Genomic DNA, 21384 nt, shown 5'->3' on the forward strand with positions numbered 1-21384 from the left:
GGCTCATCCCTTCTTATTCGAGCAGTCCTCCATTTCGCTTCACTTCAATTAGCTCTGCTACAATACTGATCGCAATTTCTGTTGGTCCGTCTGCGCCAATTTGCAGACCAACAGGAGAATGAACCACATAATGCAGATGTAAACCATCCAGCAATCGCTTTGTCCTGTCTTGCGACCCCATAATACCGATGTAGCTGTACAACTTCTCAGGAAGCAATTGTATGAATTCACGTTCCCTCTGAAACTGGTGACTCATGATGAGTATGTAATCAGACTTTTTTAACTGTAGAAGTGGAATGACTTCTCTAGGGAAACCAACAACAAGATTGGCAGTAGGGAACCGTTCTTGATTGCACAGTTCTTCTCTCCAATCTGCGACAGTAACATCGAAGCCAACCGAAGTTGCCAGCCTAGCTACAGGAATGGCATCATTTCCAGCTCCGATCATAATTAACCGAGGTTTAGGCTCATAAACGATGGAGACGGTAATCAGGTTTTCTTCCCATTGCCGCTTCTCTTCGATAAAAACGATAGAGTCATCTGGAGCAGACATATGATATTGAATAGCCATTCCTGATGAGGGATAGCTGCGACTAAGCACAACCCTTCTCCCCGCTTCTAGTAATCGATACATTTGAAGCAGCAGTTCACGAAAAGCCCCAGCAACCGGCTCAAGTAATATATGCAGTAAACCGCCGCAACCGATATTTTCACCCCATGACAAATCATCCACCGGACGCATGTCGTATACGACCAGTTCGGGTAAGCCGTTATTCAGAAGACTCTGTACTCTAGCGGCCAGATCGTTTTCAATACAACCAGGACTAATACTCCCATGTATCGTACCATCGTCCATCAGAAGCATGGAAACGCCTTTTTTACGATAGCTATGCCCTTCAACATGCACCACCGTAGCTAAAATAGCACGTCTTTGGGAGTTTGCAATCACCGAACAAATTTCAATCATTTCCAATCGTCTCCACACTCCTTTGAGACAATCTCAGATCATGGTATATATCATATGCAGATAAAAAGAGGTTCTTCGTTCAGATCAATAAAAAAATCGCTTATTATTAAATAAGCGATTTGTTGTATACTCATATATCTGTTATTCTTCGGCTTCATTAACATTGTACTCACAGCGGAATCGTTCAAATCCTGGGTACTTCTCGCCAAGACTCGAAATAATAAAGCCGATATTTCGGTAGAAGTCTACGGCGTCTTCGTCAGTCTCTGCGATCACAAGGTCGGGTTTACGTTGTAAAATAAGTTCCACAATCATACCACGACCATACCCCTTTAAGCGGTTCTCTGGAAGTACAGCAATATGTTTAATTTCCAGCACATTATTCTCGCGCATGACTGAGCCGACAACGCCTACACATATTCCATCATCCATGTAACCATATAACTCAAGATCAGGGTTTTTCTCGTATTCCTTAATAATATCGTCTACGCGATCTGGATCAGGGAACACCGAATACGATAACAGCTCCTTAATCACAGCGTCGTGTATTTTGGCTTTAACATTTTCAAGCAAAGGTCTTAAACCTCCTTTTCATCAAACTGCTTTTCGCATCTTATAAATATCAACAGTTTTGTTATGATTTCAAATTTGCAGCACCTAATCCTAACTTCTTAAGCAGTTCAATAGCCGTTTTCTTCTCTTCCTCATTAAGCGCGCTGACTGCCCGTTGTATAGCGAGTTCATGCTGCGGGAAAATCTCCTCGAAAAACTTTCTCCCTTGTTCTGTAAGTTCCGCATAGATGACCCTGCGGTCTTCCTCACAAGCTCTGCGCTGCACCAAATTCTTTTTCTGCAGCTTATCCACAACATAAGTAATATTTCCGCTTGAGATTAACACTTTCTCACCGATTTTTTGCAGAGGTTGGTCGCCTTTATGGTAAAGAAGATCAAGAACGCCAAATTCGGTTGGATTTAAATTATAACTATGAATGTTGCGATTTGTAACATCTGTAACTGAGTTGTATGCACGTGAAAGAACAATCATCAAATGTAATGACAATTGTTTATCATCGATAAGTTGTGACATCATGCACCCCTCCATTTCATTTAAGTATTGAGGCTGTTTTTAATCAATTACTTTTAAATTAAGAATATTACATTTTAAGATATTAAACAATGGCTAGAATATATTTATGAGAAAATGCTAGTCACGATATGATTCGTTTAGAAGTACCATATGAATATGATCCTCCCATACACCGTTAATGTTCAAATACTGCTTCGCCAATCCCTCATGCTGAAACCCTAGCTTTTGAACTACTTGTAAAGAGGCCAAATTCCTTGGCATGATGTTCGCTTCCAGCCTGTGCAGGTTCATTTGCACGAATGCATGCTCAATTACTGCTTTAAGTGCTTCCGTCATATAACCTTTGTTAAGGTGCTGATGGTCTAAGCGGTAGCCTACATGGCAGGATTGAAAAGCGCCTCTGACAATATTGTTAAGTGAGACAGAGCCAATCACTTCTTCTTCGTCATCTTTTAAAAATATCCATACTTTAAATAACTGACCGTTTATGATTTGGTTATATTCATCAGCTAACAGCTTGGATTGAAAAGAAGCAGTAAAGTACTCAGGCTTACGAATAGGCTCCCATTCTTTTAAAAAATGTTTATTTCTATTCAAGTAACGTACAATCATCTCATGATCCTGTTCGTTCAGTACTTTCAATACAAGACGGTCTGTCGTTATTCGTTCAATGGCACTATTGCTGCTCATCGCTCCATACCGATCCTTCCTTATTCATCTTTAGGTCCAAGCCATCATGTAAAAGGGCAACAGCTTAACGGACAATTATACAAACATACACTCGCCGATAGCCATAAGCTGTATAAACACAAGAGAGGAGTTGTTGATGGTTATGACATATGATCCTTGTTGTCCACCGCTTGACCCTGTTGTGCTGCGGCCTACAGTAATTGTTCAAGACTTCTTCCACCCGCAAATTCAACAGATTGTTCATCCCATCGAAATTGTAAACAAACATCATTGTGTTCCAGTACCTCATCACGTGTACACTTATACGTCGAAGGATGTCGGTGTTGGACCTGTTGGTCATGCAGGCGGTCCATATGGTGGTCCTTATGGCGGTCCTTATGGTGGTCCTTTCGGAGGTCCTGTTGGAGTATCCAGCAGATCCAAATCAAGATCCAAAAGATAATTGCAAAAAAATTCACTATCAAAGGATCAAGGCAAGTCGATGCCACTGGCATAGGCTTGTTTCTTTTTATTATAGATCCTAAAACCTATGGCAGCTCCCAATGTGTTTAAAATCAAATCATCGACGTCAAAGCTTCCAAGCCTTAATACGCTTTGCAAAATTTCTGCCAAAATGAGAACGAACACAAAGGATGAATAAAAAAGAAGCCCCTTGCGCGCCCTAATGAACAAAGATGGCACCAGGAACCCAAACGGTGTAAAAACCACTACATTACCAAACAAATTAATAACCCAAGTCTTAAAACCGAAAGCTTCATAATGAAAAATATAGTTTGCAATCGTCTTAAATGGGACAAGGTTATACCTCATGTGGTCAGTCGATAGAGCCGTTCGATGAAAGCCGAAAAACATCAAATAGAGGAGGACAGAAGTATAGCTTAGAAATATAAGCCAAGTTACAAAATGACTAGCACCTCGCCGCATTATTCTTCCGCCTCCTACTGCTTTTTATTAGGATCTTTCCAGAACGTCGACCGTACCATCTGCACGTCCAACGATAACAATATCAGCCATATCAATAAATAGTCCGTGCTCAACTACCCCAGTCAAGCAATTTAACTTCTCCTGTACATCAGTTGGCGAAGGAATAGTCCCAAACGAGTAATCCAATATGTAATTTCCGTTATCTGTCACAAATTTTTGCCCATCTTTCATTCTTGGTTTGAAATCAGCCTGAAGCCGCTCGTTGATCTCTTCCATCGTCCATTCATAAGCAAACGGAATAACTTCAACAGGAAGCGGAAAAGTACCTAAAGTTGGGACAAGCTTGCTTTCGTCTACGACGACAATAAACGTTTTACTGTGAGCTGCTACAATTTTCTCACGGAGAAGTGCGCCGCCGCCGCCTTTTATAAGGTTAAATTGTGAATCCACTTCATCTGCGCCATCGATGGTAATATCGAGTTTACCTGCTTCTGCAAAGGTTGTAAGCGGAATTCCAAACTCACGTGCTAATTGTTCTGTACTTCCAGAAGTAGGAACAGCCTTCACCTGCAGACCTGCTTTAACGAGCTCACCAATTTTTTGAATTGCAAAAAAAGCAGTAGAGCCTGTCCCAAGTCCGATGGTCATCCCATCTTTTATCCATTCAACAGCTTTTTCTGCTGCAATTTGTTTCAAATTCATTTAAATCCACTCCTTCTATGACTCCATTGTAATCCAAAATGACTTTCTGTTCCAAATATTGATTTTATCAAATATAATAATAAAGGTCAGGAGGAAATATTATGAGGACCGAAAATCAAGTGAAATCAAAAATTAACGAGCTTACAATGCAAAAAAAGATGCTGGAAAATCGTATTGCAACCACTCCCCAAGAACAGAGCGCAGCGGCGGCATCACTCCAAATGCAAATTGCTCGTTTAGAAGATATGATCATCATGCTCGAATGGGTACTGAACGAACCGACGGGCAAATATCACGCGTAAAAAAAGTGGACTTAAATGTCCACTTTTGGTTTGTCAAACTGATACATGATGGAATCTGCGATAGGCTCATATCCGATGTTCATGTAGATTTTATTAGATGTAGAATTGGTAAGATCGGTATATAGAGCGCAAAATTGATAGCCTTCATCTAATAAAAGCTGACTAAGCCCAGCTACACAAGATGAAGCATACCCTTGTTTACGGTATTCAGGCGGAGTATATCCACTTGCTGATCATATCCACTTCATCCATCGTTGCAGTCCGCAATTTGCCTTTGCTTAGGGAGATGTTATGCACCTTATTTAACTGATAAATCCGCTGATTCATCGCAATCTGCACATCCCCTTGACAGTGCTCTTTCCATACTTGTGCAAATGCATTCGCTGGTACTGGGTTACCAATGATACCGGGAATATCAAACTCCTCTTCGCGCAGCGCATCAATTGCTACTCTTACCGCTTCTTCGATGCCCGGGACACATATTTTAGTTTAGGTAATACTTTTAAATGATCATATGTATTCAAGAAATAAGACCTAGATGTGCCGCCCCGCAATTTGATTAGATGAGTATGCTTCATGTTCATAAGTAACTCTTTCTAGAAGGGAATTGTAAAATATAATAATACAGGTTATCTCTCAGCTCTTCTTGTCTAATAAAATTCATTTTTTCTAGCAGCTTTTGAGAGCGCACATTATTGGTATCAACGGTTGCTTCGATAAAATCAAGCTTCATAATGTCAAACCCAACCTTTATAACTTCAGATAGAGCTTCCTGCATTAATCCCTGACCCCAATAGGCCTTAGATAAATCAAAACCAATTTCGGCTCTAGCAGGCTCATCGTTGACCCAACAATGGAACCCGCATGTTCCAACTAAATTTCCGTCCTTCTTACTAAACAATCCATATCTGCACCCTGTATCATTGATGTGAAATTTGATAATTTCTTCTGCTTCCTTGTCGCTTCTGCATGGTTCGATATCCATAAAACGCGTTACTTCTGGATCAGAGAAGTGTTTATGAACAACAGCTGCATCATCTAAAGCTAGTTCTCTAATCAACAATCTCTCTGTATGAATGACAGGGTATTGTACCATTTACTTGTCCTTTCCCTATTCTATTTCTATTCGATTAAATGCTCTTCATAATCCATGATTTGCAGAGGGACTGCACAATATCCATTACGGTCTTCAGGATTTTTTACAACACAATTTTCAATGAATATGTTTAATTTCTCAGTGATCTCAAGACGCAAATGATTCGGAAGCCGCTCAAACAATCGAATGTAACAAAGCATCTCGTGCATTTCAGTAAGTTCACAATGTTCTTTTAAATAGGATACCGCAGCGTTGGTAATAGACATTTTGAGTTCATTTAAATCTTAGGGTTGCCCCATAACGGCAATATGCCAGAATAATTCCACCATATTGCTCTTGGGTAATGATCCGCTTCCTTCGGAATGATTTCCCAGCGGCTCTAACGCTTTACCAAACCCTTCATCTGGATTGCGTTGCGAATGAGAAAATCCCTTGCTTTCAAATATTTATCTTTGGATAGCTTATTCATGCAACATCCCCCTAAAATTGTTCTCACACTTTTACCTATTATAATATAAATTCCATTTTTTAACTTATAATAAATTACATTATGTTCCTTCTATACAAATCTCTTAATTGCCCTCACGAAATAGTAATAATACCTTCTTGTCTAATCGTCTCAAGAACATCAGGATCTTGCAGCAACATATATTCCATTTCTCTTTTTATTGGAAAAGCTGTTGTTGACTTTCCGCCATCTATAACTTCTGGATGAACCACAAGCTGAGTTATGCCTGGTGTCAATCCTTCTATTGCACGAATCATTTTCGACTTATATTTCAAATATGACTCGCCTTCCTTAAGTTCATAGGGTGAGGATATCATATCATCGATAAGCGGTAATTTTCTGTCCTCAGCACGACCTATGATGTGAACAAAGCTTTCTTTCTGTTTTTTTGAGAAAAAGGGTTGGTTTACAATGTTTTTTGGGAAAAGAAAGGGCAATCCGAACATTTCACATAAATCAAACACGATATCCATGAAATCATGTCCAGTATGAAGACCAAGCAAACTACCCTGATGACTATCTAGATGTGTCGGATCAATTCCTAAAGAAATTAATTTCTCAATCTGCTTACTCAGTTCTTTTTTAACATGGTCACGATCAGCCTTCGTTTCAACGAAATAAGGATCGCCAAAGAATCGGCCATTTTCATCCAGAAGTGTTTTAACTTCATCTTCAGAACTAACTGGCTTATATCCATCCGTGAGAGTAAGATGAACTCCAACGTTTGCATGTTCACTCTGATTACATAAAGAAATTGCCTCTTCAGTGAATTCAGCTGCAGCGATAAGTGAAGCCGAAGTGATATATTTCTTTTCTAATAAATCAATAATAGCTCTATTCGCCTGTCTGGTAATTCCGAAGTCATCTGCATTGATGATGAGTAAACGATCGTAATTTGAAAAACCAAGTGCCCTTAACATCTCTATACTTCCTCCTATAAAATAAAGCAGAACCATACTGGCTCCGCTTCATCCTAGTTTTCAGTTTACAAACTCTTGTATTCTTCTTCCTTCTTCAAACCGTTCCGTAAATTGCCCCTTCGTATAACGATCGATGACTTTATTCCAAAAAGCTTGTGCCGGCGTATTCTGTTCAAGCTGGAACACTTCCCATTGTCCTCTATGTAAATCAAATATGCTTTCAGCAACTTGTCTTCCTAGCCCTGTCATCCGATATTTCTTCATAATAAAAAACTCTGCGATGGAAAAGTAATTCTTATGTTCCGATTGAATGAATCGAACGAATACGAACCCTGCATTCTTGTCATTCAGCTTGACCAGATATGGAAAACGGACATTTTCTTCGGTCCAATAATAATCCAGATAAGGGTACTCCCCAAAAAGGCCTGTTTCTCCAACATGCGCTTCAACAAACTGTGAAAAATCATAGAAATAAAATTGCATCATGTTCTTAATAATCTCTTTCTGATTGACGCCAGCTTTTATAATTTGTAAATCCATCATTTCACACCCTTATCTTATCATTTCTTTTCGCGTGATGATTGATCCTCTTGTTAAATTGCAAATATTCAGTTGCATCTATTACTTCCATGGCTTCACCTACTTTCGAAGGGAAACCATGCCCGCCCAAAAAATTGTACCTGCTTATTTATACTATTTTATACCATTAATTAACGAGAACACGTGTTCATATTTATATTTTGTTCAAGAGATTCCACCTAAATTGCTTTAATACACTCTACTCTATTTCCAAATGGGTCTCTAAATTCGAATCTCTCATAACCTTCGATTGGGACGGATTCTAAAATAGTGACTCCATGTCTCTCTAATAGCTCTGCAATTTCCTTAATATTTTCTACTTCATAAGCCAGATGGGCTTTTGTCTGTAATCGGTCAACCCCATCTTCAGTACCTACATGCAACTGCTGATGACCTACCTGAACCCAAAAGCCGCCTCTGCCTCTTAGTGACTCTGGTTTTGGAACTTCCTCTAGGCCTAACACAGTACAATAAAACTCTCTTGCTTCATCTTCTTTTCCTTTCGGAATGGTGATTTGAGCGTGATGAAATCCTTTAATCATCGTTATTCTCCTTTAATATTCAAGATTTAATAGAGTTTCTTAAATTTTACATGTAAAATAAGTTTAAAGTGTGGAAAATCATTCGTGGAGGACTGCTCATGCATAGAAATCCAATATTGACTGTATAATGAGGGGCAGAGCACATTTTAAAACGCATACAATCCCTGATTATGAGCTGGTTATCAATTTATTAAATGCCGCAGCAAGCGGAATGAATGAACGATAGCTTCAGCCGTTTCTTCCGGCTTCGTTCCATAATTTAAGATCAGAATCGTTCTTGCCCCCACTACATTTTCTTTTCTATTAAGCTCAGTTGCTTATATAATTGTTCACTTCTTTTACTTGCAATTACAATTATTTCATTACTTTTTAATTTGACTTCGATGCCAACTTTCCCTTCAATAATGAGTCCAGTCTTTTTCCCATTAAATCTCAGTCCCCAGCCTCCAAAATCGATGAGAGGCCTTACTGTTATCAAATTAATGGTTTGAATATCTGCTATTCTAATTTTATTCTTGTAGAAGGGGATCAACTCTAAGACTAACTGTTCATTATTTAATCGGATTCTATATTTAATAAAATAAAATAAAGAAGGCAGCAAAATTCCAAATATAATCCACAGAATGATTAGCACAGTATCACTTGCCGGTTTTGCACCAAATGGTTTCCCTTCAATGAGCTGAATGTATACTGCTGCCCACATTAGAATGGTAATCGGCGCAATTAGTACCAAAATCCAAATGGGCAAATATCTATCTTCTTCATATGTATTAGGTAATTGCAATTCGTTCATTGGTCATCAGCTCCTGACTCATTTATCCTTATCAAAATTCTTTTCCACACATTTTCAACTCCGATTTGATATATAAACGCACTATTTTTGACAAAAGTAAGAATAAATCTTGAACATTTGGTGAACATTGGATTATAATTAGATCAGAAGGAGATGAAGACTATGGGAAAAGTGTTATATTTAGGAGCATGGATTGAATTGATTTTAGGATTCGTTGGAAGCGTTTTCTTTGGGATTCGAGATGGCTTGCATATCACTAATTTTTATCTCATGCTTTCTTGGGGCCTTCTATTGGTTGCACCATTTACGTATGGCATTTATTATATTGGCCTCTCATTAGCAGCTAAGGACAAACTGAGAGGCAATAATTAGAATAACAGAATACTATCACAGGCGATCTGAACCCGACGTATAAGCGACTACGATGCGAAAGCGTCGGGTGTCAGACTTAGACGATTCGGTGTTTTTTATTTTGGGCTAAGATGTTCGTGTACTATTTTCCAATTTCCATCGCTTTTCTTTACAAAGACATTCGTTGCACGTCCACTGCCTGACACAAATTTACCCTCATGATAACCTTCCCAGTTGTAGGTGTAGATGCAAGTGGCACAATTATTATCTACAGCAATCCATTCCACGTTTGTTGCAGTATAGACTTCATTTTGTACGGTATTCCACGCGTTCTCGAAGTACTCTCGAATCTCATTGATTGTTGTACACGTTTTATTCGAAAACCAATATACAGCATTTTCATCGACAATCTTTTGAACATTGCTGAATTGATGTGAGTTGGTTGCTGCAATATATTCTTCTAACGCTTTTTTATAATCCATTTCGTAAAGCGGTACGATCATATGGATGTCTTCCGGCTCTAAAGCAAAGAGCTCTGGATCAACTTCCTTCGTGAGTTCACTGCCTTGACTCTTATAGAAATGAACGGCAGACTGGGTTTCAGTTGATGATACATATAAATACTTTGCTCCCCTGCTTATTGCTTCACGCTTCAATTCCCCCATAATTTGCGAGCCGATTCCGCGTCTGCGATACTCCCTCGACACATACATGAGATCTACTTGAAGTTGATCTTGATTGTTACCTCGAAATTGGTGCGCGAGTACTCCGAACCCAGCAAGTCGCTCGCCGTCAAACACACCGTAGGCAGTCCCTCCTTGATTCAATTCATGCACAAATCGATTCATTAGCTCGGTCAGATGCGGCTCATCCCAGTTACCACACTCATGACCCGCTATTGTCCCTTTGAGTACTCCATTTTCATAGGTATACACTTGCTCAATCGTTTCAGAACGATCAATCTGACGAATCAAGTGCGCTTCATCTGGACTCATTTTTCTAACGATTAACGAATTAGACATTTGTTCCTCCTGTTTATTGTGATTTCAATCAGGCAATCCTCGATATCTTCCTGTTCTAAGCTCTTTAATATATGGCTCTAGGTCAGGCATACCTTCGTCCATTGCTTGTCGGATGGCAAATTCAATATCATATGCAACTCTCATGAACTGAATCGAAAAAGGACGAATAGACGCACTATCCAGTACTCCTTCTAAAATGACATAGGAGGCTTGTGTAACATCTAATGGATTCCCTACACTGCCTACATTAAAGAGTACTTTACCATGAATATGCTGCAAGTAAGCATTGTGAATATCTCCGTATCCGACGACGTCAGGCTGTTTGCCGCTCTTACTTCCAACAGCTTCCGTATTTTCAAACATGGCTAGCCGCTTTTCAATCGGATCCCAAGGCTGGACTCGGTAGTGTACACTTTGCGGTGAGGCGTGCACCAATCGAATGAACCGACCGCTCATGTAGAAGTCGTGAGAGAATGGCAACATTTTTAAATAATCCAATCGTTCTTTCCCTAGACGCTGTTGGTGCCACTGAATCGTTGTATAATCGGTTGGCTCTCCAATCCCTTCATCCCAATTCCCCCGTACGATAACTTCACATCTCTCCCGCGTAATATCGACTGCTTGTTCAGAATGCGGTCCTTTCCCGACGAGGTCCCCTAGGCAATAAATTGATTTAATGTCACGCGACTCGATATCGGCAAGCACTGATTGTAAAGCCGGAATATTTCCATGAATATCCGAAATAATTGCGATACGGTCCATCGTAATTCCTCCTGTATGTTCAAGTAATAAGTTTTCGTCTGTATATCATTAAAATTTTGCATGAGGATGGCTTAACAATTTTTGAAGAACCGTGTCTCCGACTTCCAATCCTAATTCCTTATAACCTAGCAATACGGCACCAGCTACTGGCGAGCAGAGGGGATGTGTAAGAAAATATTTCTTCCCTTCCGTAAAATGAGTGCTGCTAAGATTTTTCTCCATCATTTGAAGCATATACGGACTCCGTAAGACACTTCCAATAAGAGCAATCTCAATATTTGTTCTCTCGTAACAGGCGCCTAGCATCATAATGCCAGTCGTTATTTCGTCCAGCGCTGAATGACAGACTTGTTCCGCTAGAGGAATTTGATTGTCCGCTGCACTTGTAATTAAGGGAGCCATCGATCCAAATTTTCGGTTACGCTCATGTGGGTCTTCTATAAAACCGGAAGCCCCTAATCTAGCTAGTTGTTGAATATCATCGACTTCCCAATATTGTAAAATACTTTGAACGAGCGGCAAATCTGTTTCTGAATATTGCCCTGCAATAATTCGGTGTACTGTCTTATATGCAAGAGAACGGGCGCCTGACGCCGCATAATGAATAAAATCGTAGTTTGAAAGCTGCTCTCCTGCCTCATTTACACCAAATATGATGGAGCCTGTTCCAGAGATTGCAATAATGCCTGGTTCGCCATGAAATGCACCTATTTGTGCAATTAACGCATCGGTCACTACCTTGGGTGTACATGCAAGCCCTTCTAATTGAACAAAATCACGCGCCCATTTGTAATCATCTTCTTTATCAATGCCCGCTATTCCTGCAACGAAATGTGCAAGGTCTTCCCGCTTTAACCCCGCTATATCTAGCGTTGTATCAACCACTTGCTGCAAATTCGCTTTGGCATCCATATTTCGATAAGGATTTGCGCCGCCAGCTTCTGCATAAGCAAGAACTTGACCTGCTCCATCAACAATCATGGCCCGAGTGTGGCTTCCGCCGCCGTCGATTCCCATAATGACCGGAGACTGCTTAATCATGATGTCACCTCAATCTCTCTAGAAGTATTCAAGGCAGGTGTCATTAGACCCTGCCTCATCATTTTTGAAACAACTACTGGCTATATTCAACCTCGAATCGATAACGCTCATTTATTGGCTTCATTTCAGCAAATTTACTTAGACGATTTCGTATTTTCCGCTAATAGACTTGGGAAACGCTCATTAAACCCTACTTTCGCAGCAATCTCCTGCATATCTCCCAAACTGAGCTCATTACCCTTTAAAACAACACCCGCTCGATTGCCCTGATTTGGAATCGACGAGAAAGCATCATAATGGAGAACTTCAACTTTCTTCATCGTTCATTCACTCCTAAGTATAGTTTTCGACTAATGATATTTTCTAACTTTTAAAGCAACATAGAGCGCTAACCCCAATATACCTAATCCCAAAATGGAGTTAAGGACAATTGTAAGTATATGATGCAAGGGAGAGGATTCTATAGTATCAGACACAGCAGAACCATTTTCGGATGGTGCCATACCTTTGCCTAGTATATGTAAATCCTCTTCAGCCGCAGAAAGCTCGATCGTTCTACCGCAAAGTAAAACTTGCGGATGATTTGGTTCACCGCCAGCATAGACGAGATATTGCTGTCCTTCTACGAAATCGAATCCACAGCTAGCGCTGTCCCGAGCAGTCGTGATGGAAATTTTCCGCCCGACATCGCCTTTCCACACTTCGAAAACTTCAAAATTCACTTGAATAGGATCCGCAGTGGATTTCATCACCGTGTTGGGCAGGGCTATGGATACCACTTTTCCTGAAAAAACAGCTGTTTGCATCTGAAACTCGCCTGAGACAGAAGGTGATACGGCACATGAACAAGCAGACGTGTAAGTTGAATGCCCAAACAATAAAATAAATATAAGCGCAATAATTATGGTAGATTTCAATACTAGCATTGTCCCTTTCATCTAACTTCCCCTTTGTAAGCTTGAGGCGATCAAGCCTCTAGAATGAGAGCCAACTTGTATGAATGGAGTAATTGATGTGTGGAATTGGGATTTGCGAATGTAATGAATAATTGAGAGCGTGGCGATAAACAGAAGCCAAATGAACAGTGAGGTAAATTCTGGGTGTATAATTAGTTATACCATAAAACAAGTTGATCGTTCAAAGAGAATTATTCGTATCCTCCTGGACGAATGGGGTACAGATTGCCGTCAATGGCAAAAGAAACTTTACCCGTTTCTTCAGACACAACAAGAATCAGCGCGTCACTGACTTCGGATAGACCTAAGGCTGCACGATGTCTTGTGCCCAGTTTCCTGCTCAGTGTGCTTGACTGAGATAAAGGAAGGACGTTGCCTGCCGATACGATCTCATTTCTTTCTATAAGTACAGCTCCGTCATGGAGCGGTCCTCCCGGATAAAAAATAGACTCAAGAAGGGAATAAGTTACTTTGGCGCCTACAGGAATGCCTGAATGCATATATGGACGAAGTGAATTTTCACGCTGAACGGCGATGATCGCCCCGTGTTTCCGTTCCGAAAAATGCTGAACGGCAGTGGATAAATCTTGATAGCAATCACTGTACGGTGAGAGGTACGAGTTTAAATAATATGAAGCCGCAGTCATCTGCAGATCCGAGAATATTTTATGGACTTGCTCAAATTCGGAAAGTATACAGCATTCTTTTTCATCAATCGTATCAAGTATATTCCCGATCTCACTGGAAATTCTTTGGAGGTACACCTTCAATTGAGTTTTCATAGACGAAGATAGTCCAATGTCTTCAATCTTCATAACGATTGCACCTCCCTGCGGCATGAATCATTTCCCATATTACTTTCTCCTCATTGTGTAAAAGATATGCAGTTACAACAAAGCGACTAAGTCATTCCGATATTTTACCGGAAACCTAGTCGCTTATTTTATCCAGTATGATTTATTGTTTCTTTATAAGTTCCAATTCAACTGGAATGCTGCTTTCTACCGTTTCACCATTAGCCACTTTAATAGCTGTTTCTACTGCTTTTTCACCGATCAATTTAGGTTTTTGTGCGATTGTACCTGCTAGTTTACCTTCGTTAACCGCTTTGACAGCATCATCAGTCGCATCAAAGCCCACCACAATAACATCTTTTTTACCAAAGGAATCAAGCGCTTGTAATGCACCTAAAGCCATTTCGTCATTGTGCGCAAAGACAGCCTGAATATCGGAGTTACTTTGCAAAATGTTCTCCATAACCGTCAAACCTTTCGCTCGGTCAAAGTCAGCAGGCTGAGATGCTACAACTTTAACTCCGTCTTTATTATCTACAGCTTTGTGAAAGCCATCTCCACGATCGCGTGCAGCAGACGTTCCTGCGATACCTTGAAGCTCGGTTATGTTTCCTTTGCCGCCTAGAAGCTCGAGAATGTAGTCACCCGCCATTTGCCCGCCTTTAACATTATCGGAAGCAATATGAGACACAACTTTACCGCCATTTGCAGCACGGTCAACGGTAATGACCGGAATATTCGCTTTATTCGCAGATTCAACAGCTGTCACAACCGCATCACTATCCGTTGGGTTAATTAGGATGACATTAACTTTTTGCTCAATCAAATCTTCAACATTGCTAATTTGTTTAGCCGTATCATCTTGTGCATCAAGTACGATGAGCTCAGCGCCAGCTTTATCTGCAGCTGCCTGTGCACCTTCTTTCAAGGTAACAAAGAATGGATTATTTTGTGTTGAGATCGCTAGACCGATTTTAATCTTGCCACCTGAAGAACCGGCGCTTTTAGCTGTACCGGAATCCTTTTCAGTCGAACATGCCGAAAGGATTAGGAATAACGCAAGCAACACCGAAACGATAGACCATTTTTTCATATAAAATCCTCCTTAATATAGATTTAAAATCGTTAATTACTCTTTTTAGAACGGTCCAGCAACACTGCAATTAATATGACAATCCCCTTTACCACCTGTTGATAGAACGAAGAAACATTTAATAGATTAAGCCCGTTGTTAAGCACTCCGATGATGATTGCCCCAATCAGCGTACCCACAATCCAACCTCTGCCTCCGGATAAACTCGTACCGCCAAGCACAACGGACGCAATCGCGTCCATCTCATAAGCTGTCCCTGCAGTCGGCTGAGCAGAATCCAAACGAGAGGTTAGAATCATGCCGCTCATCGCGGCGAGTAAACCACTGATCGAGTACACGAAAATTTTAACCTTTGTCGTACTAATTCCTGAGAGCCACGTCGCCTCCTCATTACTGCCGATCGCGTATACGCGTCTGCCGAAAGTAGTATGTTTCAAAATAATGTATAACACTGCAAATGCAACGACCATCCAAATGATTGGCATCGGTATTTGCAGGAAATACCCTTTTCCGAAAATAGCAAAATTGTCATTTAGACCTGTAATCGGTTTACCGTCGGTATACACCAGGGTTAATCCGCGAAATACGGTCATCGTACCAAGTGTAACGATAAACGGAGCTAATCTTCCTTTTGCTATGAGCACACCATTCAAAGCACCCATCAGCCCGCCAGTGATCAGCCCAATAAGAACGGACAGCCAAGTATCCATTCCACCTGCCATTAGACCTGCAGTAACCGCACTCGATAACGCGAGAATTGATCCAACTGAAAGGTCAATTCCCCCCGTCAGAATCACAAAAGTCATCCCAAATGCGATGAAAGCATTAATTGAAATTTGGCGAAACACATTAAGTAAGTTATTCACTGTGAGGAAGTTATCTGAGGCAAATGACAGAACAATGAATAATAGCAGCAACCCGACTAAGGTGCCAAGGCTTTGAAATTTGACGAATTTCATTTTATGGTTCGCTTTGACTTCAGCTTGCATCACGATTCCCTCCCCCGGTTGCAGCAAACATGATTTTCTCTTGAGTGGCTTCTTCTCTTGTAAAATGTCCTGTGATCCGTCCCTCGTGCATAACAAGGATGCGGTCACTCATTCCCATGACTTCTGGAAGCTCTGACGATATCATCAAAATAGCTACACCTTGTCTCGCGAGTTGGTTCATCAAGTCATAAATTTCTTTTTTCGCCCCGATGTCAACGCCCCTAGTTGGTTCATCCAAGATAAGCAGTTCTGGATTTGTGGCAAGCCATTTTCCTATGACTACTTTTTGTTGATTGCCTCCGCTTAAGGACCCCACAGATTGGTTCGCACTCAATGCTTTAATATGCAGCTGCTTCATCATTTTGTCAGTCAATTCTTCATTCCGAGCTTTACTCATAAATCCAAACTTCGAAACGGCCAGCAAATTTGGCAGCGCGATGTTATGCGAAACCGACATTGGAAGCAGTAGTCCTTCATCTTTACGGTCTTCTGTAACGAGAGCAATACCTGCCTGAATGGCTTCAATAGGTTTTCGAATGTTGACTTGTTTGCTGCTTACAGTAATGACACCTTGATCAGCGGGCGTAACCCCGAACAACACTTTGGCGAGTTCAGTTCTTCCGGCTCCCATGAGTCCAGCTAAAGCAACGATTTCACCAGCACGGATAGAGAAGAAGATGTTGTGCAGCTTGCCTTTCAGTGTGAGGCCTTCTACTTTTAATTTTTCGGCTCCAAACTCAATATCGATTTTCGGAAAACGATCTGTAATTTCACGGCCGACCATCATTTTTACGATTTCATCCATACTCGTCTCACTGACACGCTTGGTCCCTACATATTTGCCATCTCGCATTACAGTAACCCGATCACAAATGCGGAATATCTCTTCCATTCGGTGGGAAATATAGATCATGCCGACTCCCTTCACCTTCAGGGAAGCGATTACATCAAATAGCGCATCTATTTCTCGATTTGTTAAAGCTGCCGTTGGCTCATCAAGCACGAGTATTTCCGTATTCATCGAGAGAGCCTTAGCAATCTCAACCATTTGCTGCTGTCCGACGGACAGTTCACTCGTTAATGTCGTTGGGTCAATTTGAAGACCGAGCTGAGATAAATAACGATCCGCCTCTTGCTTCATCTTCTTCCAGTGAATGAGTCCAGTTGAGCCATACGTAAACTCGCGTCCTAGAAAAATGTTCTCCATCACCGTCAGATGCGGAATCAAGTTAAGCTCTTGATGGATCATTGCAATTTTTAAGTTCTGAGCTTCTGATGGTGAGTTCATGTCCTGGACTTTACCTTTTACCGTGACGGTGCCGCTGTCCTTCGTATAAACACCATTTAATATTTTCATCAATGTAGATTTGCCAGCACCATTCTCACCCATGAGTGCGTGCACTTCACCGGCTTCTAAATCGAATTGCACTTGATCCAAGACTTTGACGGCGGAGAAACTCTTGCTAATGTCTCTCATCTCTAACAGTTGTGCTGTCATGTTCTACCCTCTTTCGAAAGCGCATTCATTTTAACTTACTAAAAAGTGACCCCCGCCTGTAAAATGATATTGGCATACGGAGTGAATTCCCCTGTACGAATAATCGCCTTTGCTTGATGCGTTAATTGTTTGAACTGTTCATGATTCATAATTCTAATAGGCACTCCTTGCAAAGTTTGCTTCGTCTCACGGAAGAGTTCTACGCTGACCTCCTTCATTTCTTCAGCAACGATAAACTGCTCTACTTGCATCTCTTCCAAATTCGTTTCAAGTGTTTCGATAAACCCAGGCACGCCCTTGTTTAAGGCAGGATCAATGCGCTTCACATCGCTTGGAATCGGCAAGCCGCTGTCTGCGATTACAATCGTATCTGTGTGTCCAAGCTCACTGATGAGCCTGGGCAATTCACTGTTAATGATCCCAATTTTTTTCATGCTTCAATTCCCCCTGAGTGCTGCCCTGAAACTGATGACTTCCTCCATTGTAGGCATCCCGGTCTGTGCACCAAATTTGGTTACTGCAAGTGCGGATACTTGGGCTGCAAATAGGGCCGACTCCTCTAGTTCTTCGCTGCTTGCAATCGAAAAGGCTAAAGCCGCATTATAACAATCACCCGCTCCAGTCGTATCTACTACAGGCACCTTATATCCAGGTATCAGCTTAGTTCTGTACGGTTTGGCGTAATATAGTCGATATATCCACAAATCTCATCAGGCAATTTCTGCGCTGGGGCCGGGTTGAAAACAACCGTTTTCCTGAATTGTTTGTACGGATTTTTCATATTATCTCCTTCTGTATGTAGATGCTCTAGCCATTAATGAAACGTCCAGTTCATAAATCTGATCTTCAACTAATGAACCTTCAATCTTTTTAATAAGAATTCTGGTGATTAGTGCCCCCATGTCATAGATAGGCTGAGCGATCGTCGTTAATTCGGGTTCTGTTATTTCTGTCGTTTGTATGCCGTCGAACCCGCAAACACCGACTTGTTCGCCTACCTTAATTCCCATTCGGTGCAGCACCTTCAGTGCTCCAATCGCCATCAGGTCATTGCCGGCAAAGATAGCATCAATATCAGGATGGCGTCTAAGCAGTTCTTCAGCAGCTTTCATCCCGCTAGCCATTCGGAAGTCGCCTGCTTCCATTAGCGTTGGTGAATACCATGCAAATCCTCGCACAGACTCTTCATAGCCGGCCAATCTATCTTTTGCCGTAATTGAATGTTGAGGTCCATGAATATGTGCAATTTTGGTATACCCCATTTCTAACAAATGCAGCACTGCCATCTTAGCGCCTTCCAAGTTTTTGGATCGAACAACACTAGACAGCTCATCGCTTGGTCCCCGGTCTAAGCATACATAAGGAATACTTCGCTTGTGCAATGCTTCTGTATCTTCATGAGTGAGTGTATTCGAAGCAAAAATAAAGCCATCTATGTATTTCTTCTTCAGCACTTCAATATAATTTCTTTCCTTCCCCCCTTGGTCATCCGTATTACAAAAAATAACGGTATAGCCATATGTGGATGCGACATCCTCAACCGCTCTTGCCAAATCCGAAAAGAACAAGTTCGAAATATCAGGAAGAATAAGTGCTATCGTATTAGTTTGCTTACCGGCGAGCCCTCTAGCGACTACACTCGGTTCGTACTTTAATTTGTCAATTGCAGCTTTAATGTTCTGTTCTGTTTCCGAGTTCACATACCCGCTTTTGTTCAAATAACGTGAAATCGTAGATACGGATACGCCAGCCAACTTAGCCACATCGCGAATCGTCGCCATGAAATTAATCCCTTCGTGCACGTGTGTGCTTACTATGAGTAAAACCCAGTTATGGTACCGGTTCCACACTGAATATATCGCAAAATTTTCCAGTTCACAAGATGATTTTATGATAAGATTTCCATAATCAAAAAAAGCCGCTATCCCTCTAGGAGAAAGCAACTTTGTAAGTTATGTAATAATTAATTACCAAACCACTTCGGTCTAACCGAATCAAAATCATTATGATCTTGAATCACTCGGTTTAATCGATCAAGCATGAAATCCAGCTCATCCGGACTGACCTTCTGAATCCACACGACAGATGATAATACACTCATAGCCATGTACAAGGAATACAGCACCCAAAACTCCTCGCCCGGCTCTTCCCCATTGAAATACCCTGCAATTTGTCCATTCGCGAAAGGGACGCTTACCTCGCTGCTGAACATGCCGACTTTAAGGAATTCATGTATCGGGTCTCCCCAATCATAGCGATTAAAATCAATAACTCCGGATAGCACTTCATCTTTAACAATCAGGTTACCTACATGAAAATCGTCATGCTGGAATAAATTCGGCCGATCTTTCATAAGGTCAGCATGCCTGTCAATGAAAGAAAGCAGCTTATTATCATGAATTACGCGTATTCCACATTGATAATATCTATCGACATAACGTCGATGCTTCGCTATTTTTCGCTCATACCAAGAGGGTATTTCCTGAGGAGCTTCTAATTGGTGTATTTTCCGCAGTTGCTGACCCGCTTCCAGTCCAATCATATATTGCACCGATTCCGAGTATGCAGGAAGTACCTCTAATGCGTCTTGCCCATCCACATAGCTAAGCAGCATATAGCCTAATGGAGATGACTCCAATTCGCCAATATCAATGGGTAGTGAGCATTTAACATCAAGCCCAATCATCTGCTCCAATATAGAGTACTCTTGCTTCTTCGCATCTAGCTCACTAATGTCAAACAGTTTTAGCAGCTCTTTTCGGCCATCACTATACTCAACAAGATATTTTTTGTCAGTTGAGTAGCCCTTCTCAATAGGGGTGATTCTGCTTCCATTGAGCCGAGGGATGTCTTTCATTAAGTTATTCATGATGTGTATGCGAGTTCTTGTCTATGTAGATATCAAGAGCTTTGATGCCTCGCAGCATCAGTTTAATAAGTACAACTAAACCAAAAACACCTAAGAACATAAGGGAAAAATGAAGTAAAACCATAAAAATACCAATAAAGTCAAAACGTATCAAAATGATCATCCCTTTTTAAAAGTTGTCACCGTACTAAATTAATCAACTACTCTAATTAACAACTTTAAAGGCTGTTTAGTTCGCACAACCTGAGAAGTTCCTTCGTTTGCTGTAATACTGTATTTTTCTGAGCTGAATTTCAGGGTGATTCCTCTGCTTTTTGCTGAGCAAGCAGTAATAAGTGATTCATATGCGATTACCTCATCTTTTTTTTCATACAAAAAATGCTTTTGGATAAAAAAGTTCACCCTCCGTATGACTTAGCGTTCCCTCTATTAACTCACACACCATAAACACATCATCAGGCACTTGGAATTTCTTCAATTCGAGACCATATGCTCTGGCAGGCTTAAATCCAAACTTAGGATAATAGCTTGGGTGACCAATGAGCAGTACAAGACCGTAGCCCAGCGCTTTGCATCTTGACAAGCCCTCAGCGATCAGCTTGCTGCCAACCCCTTGTTTCTGATATTCCGGCTTTACTGCAATCGGTGCTAGAACGATAACCTCTTTCTCCATTGTCTCCCCGACAACGGTTGCCTTACTAAGAAGCAGATGACCTACAATTTCCCCATCCACCTCCGCAATAATAGACAACTCTGGAATAAACCCTTCTGATAATCTAATTCTCTCAACTAACTCTGCCTCGTCATCCCGATTTCCGAATGCTGCTCTATTTATTTCGTATACTGCAGCATAATCCTTAGGCTGTTCGGTTCGTATTTGCATTTCCATACACCATTCA

The 21384-nt window shown here is 41.1% G+C and carries 30 protein-coding genes and 2 pseudogenes; 3 read left to right on the forward strand and 29 right to left on the reverse strand.

The window, feature by feature from the left end; genetic code table 11:
* Window positions 1-13: 13 nt before the first annotated feature.
* From J2Z20_RS06730 to J2Z20_RS06745, 4 genes are all read right to left on the reverse strand, one after another.
* Window positions 14-967 (reverse strand): XdhC family protein, encoded by a 954-nt coding sequence (locus J2Z20_RS06730; protein ID WP_245252062.1) that lies wholly within the window; start codon window positions 965-967, stop codon window positions 14-16.
* A 141-nt stretch (window positions 968-1108) separates the two neighbouring features.
* Window positions 1109-1540, reverse strand: coding sequence for a GNAT family N-acetyltransferase (locus J2Z20_RS06735; protein WP_209846861.1), 432 nt, complete (start codon window positions 1538-1540; stop codon window positions 1109-1111).
* Window positions 1541-1601: 61 nt separating this feature from the next.
* Window positions 1602-2054, reverse strand: coding sequence for a MarR family winged helix-turn-helix transcriptional regulator (locus J2Z20_RS06740; protein ID WP_209846864.1), 453 nt, complete (start codon window positions 2052-2054; stop codon window positions 1602-1604).
* Window positions 2055-2171: 117 nt separating this feature from the next.
* Window positions 2172-2744, reverse strand: a complete 573-nt coding sequence (locus J2Z20_RS06745) for a GNAT family N-acetyltransferase (RefSeq protein WP_209846867.1) — start codon at window positions 2742-2744, stop codon at window positions 2172-2174.
* 142 nt (window positions 2745-2886) lie between these two features.
* Between J2Z20_RS06745 and J2Z20_RS06750 the strand changes: the two genes are divergently transcribed.
* Entirely contained in the window at window positions 2887-3186 is a 300-nt protein-coding gene (locus tag J2Z20_RS06750) for a hypothetical protein (RefSeq protein WP_209846870.1), read from the forward strand.
* Window positions 3187-3212: 26 nt separating this feature from the next.
* Here J2Z20_RS06750 and J2Z20_RS06755 read toward each other — a convergent pair whose 3' ends face one another.
* Both J2Z20_RS06755 and rpiA read right to left on the reverse strand, forming a co-directional pair.
* On the reverse strand, window positions 3213-3668 hold the full coding sequence (locus tag J2Z20_RS06755) for a VanZ family protein (RefSeq protein ID WP_209846873.1): 456 nt from the start codon (window positions 3666-3668) through the stop codon (window positions 3213-3215).
* A gap of 27 nt (window positions 3669-3695) precedes the next feature.
* Complete coding sequence (rpiA, locus tag J2Z20_RS06760) at window positions 3696-4370, reverse strand: ribose-5-phosphate isomerase RpiA (protein ID WP_209846876.1); 675 nt, start codon at window positions 4368-4370, stop codon at window positions 3696-3698.
* Between the two features lie 101 nt (window positions 4371-4471).
* Between rpiA and J2Z20_RS06765 the strand changes: the two genes are divergently transcribed.
* Entirely contained in the window at window positions 4472-4672 is a 201-nt protein-coding gene (locus tag J2Z20_RS06765) for a hypothetical protein (RefSeq protein WP_209846878.1), read from the forward strand.
* Window positions 4673-4683: 11 nt separating this feature from the next.
* Here J2Z20_RS06765 and J2Z20_RS06770 read toward each other — a convergent pair.
* The 7 genes and pseudogenes from J2Z20_RS06770 to J2Z20_RS06800 all read right to left on the reverse strand — a co-directional run.
* A pseudogene (locus J2Z20_RS06770) lies at window positions 4684-4893 on the reverse strand (GNAT family N-acetyltransferase); the annotation flags it as partial.
* Between the two features lie 359 nt (window positions 4894-5252).
* Entirely contained in the window at window positions 5253-5768 is a 516-nt protein-coding gene (locus J2Z20_RS06775) for a GNAT family N-acetyltransferase (RefSeq protein WP_209846880.1), read from the reverse strand.
* 26 nt (window positions 5769-5794) lie between these two features.
* Window positions 5795-6034 carry a hypothetical protein gene (locus J2Z20_RS06780; protein ID WP_209846882.1) on the reverse strand — a complete coding sequence of 80 codons (240 nt, stop codon included), beginning with the start codon at window positions 6032-6034 and terminating at the stop codon, window positions 5795-5797.
* A 316-nt stretch (window positions 6035-6350) separates the two neighbouring features.
* Complete coding sequence (locus tag J2Z20_RS06785) at window positions 6351-7196, reverse strand: ChbG/HpnK family deacetylase (protein ID WP_209846884.1); 846 nt, start codon at window positions 7194-7196, stop codon at window positions 6351-6353.
* 60 nt (window positions 7197-7256) lie between these two features.
* Entirely contained in the window at window positions 7257-7736 is a 480-nt protein-coding gene (locus J2Z20_RS06790) for a GNAT family N-acetyltransferase (protein ID WP_209846885.1), read from the reverse strand.
* A 218-nt stretch (window positions 7737-7954) separates the two neighbouring features.
* Window positions 7955-8317, reverse strand: coding sequence for a VOC family protein (locus J2Z20_RS06795; protein WP_209846888.1), 363 nt, complete (start codon window positions 8315-8317; stop codon window positions 7955-7957).
* Window positions 8318-8603: 286 nt separating this feature from the next.
* Window positions 8604-9110, reverse strand: coding sequence for a DUF6141 family protein (locus tag J2Z20_RS06800; protein ID WP_209846891.1), 507 nt, complete (start codon window positions 9108-9110; stop codon window positions 8604-8606).
* Window positions 9111-9272: 162 nt separating this feature from the next.
* Here J2Z20_RS06800 and J2Z20_RS06805 point away from each other — a divergent pair, with 162 nt between their 5' ends.
* Window positions 9273-9482, forward strand: coding sequence for a hypothetical protein (locus J2Z20_RS06805; protein ID WP_209846894.1), 210 nt, complete (start codon window positions 9273-9275; stop codon window positions 9480-9482).
* A gap of 95 nt (window positions 9483-9577) precedes the next feature.
* Here the strand turns inward: J2Z20_RS06805 and J2Z20_RS06810 are convergent, their stop codons facing one another.
* The 16 genes and pseudogenes from J2Z20_RS06810 to J2Z20_RS06880 form a co-directional block, all read right to left on the reverse strand.
* On the reverse strand, window positions 9578-9943 hold the full coding sequence (locus J2Z20_RS06810; protein ID WP_209847400.1) for a YybH family protein: 366 nt from the start codon (window positions 9941-9943) through the stop codon (window positions 9578-9580).
* Between the two features lie 93 nt (window positions 9944-10036).
* Window positions 10037-10483 (reverse strand): annotated as a pseudogene (locus J2Z20_RS18230) (GNAT family N-acetyltransferase); the annotation flags it as partial.
* A 24-nt stretch (window positions 10484-10507) separates the two neighbouring features.
* Window positions 10508-11245, reverse strand: coding sequence for a metallophosphoesterase family protein (locus J2Z20_RS06820; protein ID WP_209846897.1), 738 nt, complete (start codon window positions 11243-11245; stop codon window positions 10508-10510).
* Window positions 11246-11293: 48 nt separating this feature from the next.
* A complete protein-coding gene (locus tag J2Z20_RS06825; RefSeq protein ID WP_209846900.1) occupies window positions 11294-12286 on the reverse strand; it encodes an N-acetylglucosamine kinase in 993 nt (330 codons plus the stop codon).
* 134 nt (window positions 12287-12420) lie between these two features.
* Window positions 12421-12606 (reverse strand): PhzF family phenazine biosynthesis protein, encoded by a 186-nt coding sequence (locus tag J2Z20_RS06830; RefSeq protein ID WP_209846903.1) that lies wholly within the window; start codon window positions 12604-12606, stop codon window positions 12421-12423.
* A 30-nt stretch (window positions 12607-12636) separates the two neighbouring features.
* A complete protein-coding gene (locus tag J2Z20_RS06835; RefSeq protein WP_209846906.1) occupies window positions 12637-13224 on the reverse strand; it encodes a hypothetical protein in 588 nt (195 codons plus the stop codon).
* Between the two features lie 209 nt (window positions 13225-13433).
* Window positions 13434-14057 carry a sporulation-specific diadenylate cyclase CdaS gene (gene cdaS / locus J2Z20_RS06840; protein ID WP_209846908.1) on the reverse strand — a complete coding sequence of 208 codons (624 nt, stop codon included), beginning with the start codon at window positions 14055-14057 and terminating at the stop codon, window positions 13434-13436.
* Between the two features lie 142 nt (window positions 14058-14199).
* Entirely contained in the window at window positions 14200-15129 is a 930-nt protein-coding gene (rbsB, locus tag J2Z20_RS06845) for a ribose ABC transporter substrate-binding protein RbsB (RefSeq protein ID WP_209846910.1), read from the reverse strand.
* Between the two features lie 32 nt (window positions 15130-15161).
* A complete protein-coding gene (locus J2Z20_RS06850; RefSeq protein WP_209846912.1) occupies window positions 15162-16118 on the reverse strand; it encodes an ABC transporter permease in 957 nt (318 codons plus the stop codon).
* Complete coding sequence (locus tag J2Z20_RS06855) at window positions 16108-17616, reverse strand: sugar ABC transporter ATP-binding protein (protein ID WP_209846915.1); 1509 nt, start codon at window positions 17614-17616, stop codon at window positions 16108-16110. The genes J2Z20_RS06850 and J2Z20_RS06855 overlap by 11 nt, the downstream gene beginning before the upstream one ends.
* A 38-nt stretch (window positions 17617-17654) precedes the next feature.
* The gene (gene rbsD, locus J2Z20_RS06860; protein ID WP_209846917.1) at window positions 17655-18050 is read right to left on the reverse strand and encodes a D-ribose pyranase; all 396 of its coding nucleotides are present in this window, start codon (window positions 18048-18050) and stop codon (window positions 17655-17657) included.
* 3 nt (window positions 18051-18053) lie between these two features.
* Window positions 18054-18257, reverse strand: coding sequence for a PfkB family carbohydrate kinase (locus J2Z20_RS06865; protein ID WP_342454271.1), 204 nt, complete (start codon window positions 18255-18257; stop codon window positions 18054-18056).
* A 14-nt stretch (window positions 18258-18271) separates the two neighbouring features.
* The gene (locus J2Z20_RS18120) at window positions 18272-18397 is read right to left on the reverse strand and encodes a hypothetical protein (protein WP_280921741.1); all 126 of its coding nucleotides are present in this window, start codon (window positions 18395-18397) and stop codon (window positions 18272-18274) included.
* A 1-nt stretch (window position 18398) separates the two neighbouring features.
* A complete protein-coding gene (locus J2Z20_RS06870) occupies window positions 18399-19397 on the reverse strand; it encodes a LacI family DNA-binding transcriptional regulator (protein ID WP_209846920.1) in 999 nt (332 codons plus the stop codon).
* A gap of 182 nt (window positions 19398-19579) precedes the next feature.
* Window positions 19580-20485, reverse strand: a complete 906-nt coding sequence (locus J2Z20_RS06875; RefSeq protein WP_209846923.1) for an aminoglycoside phosphotransferase family protein — start codon at window positions 20483-20485, stop codon at window positions 19580-19582.
* 367 nt (window positions 20486-20852) lie between these two features.
* On the reverse strand, window positions 20853-21374 hold the full coding sequence (locus J2Z20_RS06880) for a GNAT family N-acetyltransferase (protein WP_342454272.1): 522 nt from the start codon (window positions 21372-21374) through the stop codon (window positions 20853-20855).
* Between the last annotated feature and the right edge of the window lie 10 nt (window positions 21375-21384).

Source organism: Paenibacillus sediminis, assembly GCF_017873765.1.
Lineage (GTDB): Bacteria > Bacillota > Bacilli > Paenibacillales > Paenibacillaceae > Paenibacillus_AG > Paenibacillus_AG sediminis.